Origin of the sequence: Mycobacterium sp. (genome assembly GCF_049280035.1) — a bacterium.
Taxonomy (GTDB): Bacteria; Actinomycetota; Actinomycetes; order Mycobacteriales; family Mycobacteriaceae; genus Mycobacterium.
This window is the reverse complement of record NZ_JBAPPI010000773.1, coordinates 1-2,401: the sequence shown is the minus strand read 5'-3', so window position 1 is coordinate 2,401 and position 2,401 is coordinate 1. Positions and strand designations below refer to the sequence as shown.

General features: G+C 64.3%; 4 protein-coding genes. 3 read left to right on the top strand and 1 reads right to left on the bottom strand.

The window, feature by feature from the left end; translation table 11 throughout:
• The first annotated feature begins 133 nt into the window (after nucleotides 1–133).
• The 3 genes from WAN71_RS24765 to WAN71_RS24755 are packed head-to-tail and all read left to right on the top strand — an operon-like array spanning nucleotide 134 to nucleotide 2,177.
• Nucleotides 134–874, top strand: coding sequence for a FadR/GntR family transcriptional regulator (locus WAN71_RS24765; protein ID WP_422227859.1), 741 nt, complete (start codon nucleotides 134–136; stop codon nucleotides 872–874).
• Nucleotides 871–1,698, top strand: coding sequence for a PaaI family thioesterase (locus tag WAN71_RS24760; RefSeq protein WP_422227858.1), 828 nt, complete (start codon nucleotides 871–873; stop codon nucleotides 1,696–1,698). The genes WAN71_RS24765 and WAN71_RS24760 overlap by 4 nt, the downstream gene beginning before the upstream one ends.
• A 41-nt stretch (nucleotides 1,699–1,739) precedes the next feature.
• Nucleotides 1,740–2,177 (top strand): acyl-CoA thioesterase, encoded by a 438-nt coding sequence (locus WAN71_RS24755; protein WP_422227857.1) that lies wholly within the window; start codon nucleotides 1,740–1,742, stop codon nucleotides 2,175–2,177.
• On the opposite strand, the gene WAN71_RS24750 is transcribed toward WAN71_RS24755, so the two are convergent.
• A partial coding sequence (locus tag WAN71_RS24750; protein ID WP_422227856.1) for an enoyl-CoA hydratase/isomerase family protein occupies nucleotides 2,134–2,401 on the bottom strand: 268 nt, incomplete at its 5' end. The genes WAN71_RS24755 and WAN71_RS24750 overlap by 44 nt on opposite strands.

Sequence of the window (2,401 nt, the reverse complement as noted above, 5' to 3'; positions counted from 1 at the left end):
GGGCCGATCGATGGGGTATTAAGGGTGACGTTGCTAACTCTGGCGGTCGCCAATCCCCGGCTCGACCCACTAATTCGGCTAACCTGCTAAATGGTTAGTTAATTCGCATATTCGCATAGCGGTGGAGGTTGCAATGGAGGTCACCAGTCTTCGGGAACCGAAGATGGCCGATCGGGTGGCTACGGTGCTGCGGCGGATGTTCATCCGCGGCGAGATCACCGAAGGCACCATGCTGCCACCTGAGTCCGAGCTGATGGAGCGTTTCGGGGTGTCACGACCGACGCTGCGGGAAGCGTTCCGGGTGCTCGAGTCCGAATCCCTGATCCAGGTGCAACGCGGGGTACGCGGCGGAGCGCGCGTCACCCGTCCACGTCGTGAGACGCTGGCCCGCTACGCGGGCTTGATCTTGGAGTACGAGGGCGTCACGGTTAAGGACGTCTACGACGCGCGGGTGACCCTTGAGGTTCCGATGGTCGAACAGTTGGCCAAGGACCACAGCCCCAAGGTCATTGCCGAACTCGAGCAGATCGTCGAACGTGAGTCGCAGCTGAACCCCGGCAGCGAAGCCGTCGATCAACTCACCGACTTTCACGCCGCAATCGCGCGGTTGTCGGGCAACAGCACCCTACAGATCGTCAGCGACATGCTGCATCACATCATCGAGAAGGCCAACCGCTCGCTTCAGCCCACCAAAGGTACGCGCGCCGAGCAGGCAGTCCGCCGCTCAGCGAAGACCCACCGGATGGTGCTGGACCTGATCAAGGACGGCGAAGCCGAGAAGGCCGGCCAGCTCTGGACGAGGCACCTTCAGAAGGCGGAGGAGTTCGTCCTGACCGGCTCCGAATTGTCAACTGTCGTTGACCTTCTCGAGTGACCGAAGTCGACAAGCGAACCAACGAGCACGATCTCGAAACGCCCGATTCGATACAGGTCCGGTTCTGCATCTCTTACGTCGAGTCGCGCCCGGCCGAAGCCATTGCGGCGCTGAGCATGCCGATGGAGAGGTTTCGCAATCCCTTCACCGGCGCCCCGACGGTCGGACCGTTGGCCATTCTGGTCGACGCGGCGGCTGGCATCGTCAACCACTATCGGCGGCGGCCCGGCCAGTGGACGGTGTCGAGCGAGCTGTCGATGGACCTCAGCCTCGACGGCATCGGGGACCTCGACGGTCCCGTGTTGGCCACCGCGCACGCACTTGGTCCGCTGGGCGCGACGTCGCTGGGGATCTGCACGCTGAGCTACCGCGGAATGGTGATCGGCGGCGGCAGGGTGCGGTCGTTCTTCATCGACACCGATGACGTTGTCCCCCAACAACGGCCGGAGACGCTACGACGATCGGCCGAGACCACGTTCGCCGACCTGATGGCGGCGCACATTGCGGACAGTGGTGCCGCTCCGGTGCTGGCGCAGCGTGTCGACGGCAATCTGAACAACGACATCGACATCCTGCACGGCGGCGTCGCCGCGGCCGGCCTGGAACTCGCGGCCTCAGCCGCCGTGAACCGGGACCGTGCCGACGGTCTGCTGCAGACCGCGTCAGTGCGCGTGAACTTTCTGCGTCCGTTTTTCGCCGGCACTGCCTCCCGCTACGAGGGCACGCCCTTGCGGGTGGGGCGCAACACCGCAGTCGGCGATGCGCAGGCCATCGGCGACGACGGCAAGGTGGCGATCACCGCGCGGGTAACCGCCTACCGCTGACTGGTCCACGGCGAAACAAAGTGGTTGGTATGGAGGAGTCCATGACGACGTTGCTTCGCATCGAGCCGCGGTGGACCGACCTCGACCCAGTGGGGCATGTGAACAACACCGTCTTCCTGGTCTACGCGGAAGAGGCCCGGAACCGCTTCCTGTCCGTCGCCCTTCCCGATGCGTGGGGCTCGATTGTCGTCGTCCACAACGCAATTGACTACCACCACCCAGTCGTGCAAACCGATGTTGTCGAGGTCTCCTCCGCCGTCGAGGCGATCGGCGCCACGTCGTTCACGACGATCAACGTCATCGCCACCGCAACTCACCGGTGTGCGACGGTCCGTACCGTGCAGGTCGTCCTGCGGGAGGATCGCTCCGCTACCCGTCCCTGGACCGCCGGCGAACGCGCCGCGTTGGAGAAACTCCTTGCCGCCGTTGAGTCTCCTACTTCTTCGAGCGCGCCCGGAACGCGGCCACCCGCTCCTTGAACTCCGGGGTCGAGAACGAGGTGTACTCCTCAGCCAGCGCGTATTCCAGCACTCCTTGGGCCGCCCTCGACAGATGCATGTTCATCGCAACCTTGCTGGCCCGCAGCGCCTGTGGCGGCAGCGCAGCCAGTCGCTCCCCGATCGCGAGCGCTTCATCCAGCACAGCGTCGTCGGCAGCCACTTTTGTGACAAGATTGAGCTTCTCTGCGATCGGGGCCGTGATC